Annotated in this window: 1 protein-coding gene; it reads left to right on the top strand. The window is 43.4% G+C overall.

The window, feature by feature from the left end; translation table 11 throughout:
• Positions 1 to 96: 96 nt before the first annotated feature.
• The coding region (gene rpoE / locus ACWHAR_RS30425; RefSeq protein WP_452088852.1) for a DNA-directed RNA polymerase subunit delta at positions 97 to 567 on the top strand (471 nt) is incomplete at its 3' end.

The following is a 567-nucleotide window of genomic DNA, read 5'->3' as shown; positions in this document are numbered from 1 at the left end:
GAGGTATGGTTTGTCGTAAAGACAGGGATTACATGCTTATTTTCTATGACAGAGATAGTAGATACATACATGAAGATAGAAAGGGAGTGTCTGGCGATGAGTTTGAAACAATACTCAGAGGAGCAGCTAAAGGAAATGGCTTTAGTTGAAATCGCATACGAAATTTTCTCGGAACACAAAAAACCGATTACATTCCAGGAGCTAACAGATCAAGTGGCTTCCTTGCTTGGAATGGGGAAAGAAGAGCTGGAAGACCGCATCGCCCAGTTCTACACAGATTTAAATATCGACGGACGCTTTTTGGCGCTGTCAGACCAAACGTGGGGCCTGCGCAGCTGGTATCCGTATGATCAGCTTGATGAAGAAACCCAGCCGACTGTAAAAGCGAAAAAGAAAAAAGCGAAAAAAGCGGTTGAAGAAGATCTTGATCTTGACGAATTCGAAGAAATCGACGAGGATGATATTCTTCTTGACGATGTCGAAGAAGATTTGGACATTGACGCCGATGAATTCGATGAAATCGATGAAGCCGACGATGATGAGCTGGATGATCTTGAAGACGAGATC

It is taken from the genome of Bacillus sp. LR--39, from assembly GCF_053613335.1.
The sequence above is the reverse complement of the archived record's forward strand: the minus strand, read 5'-3'. Positions and strand labels throughout refer to the sequence as shown.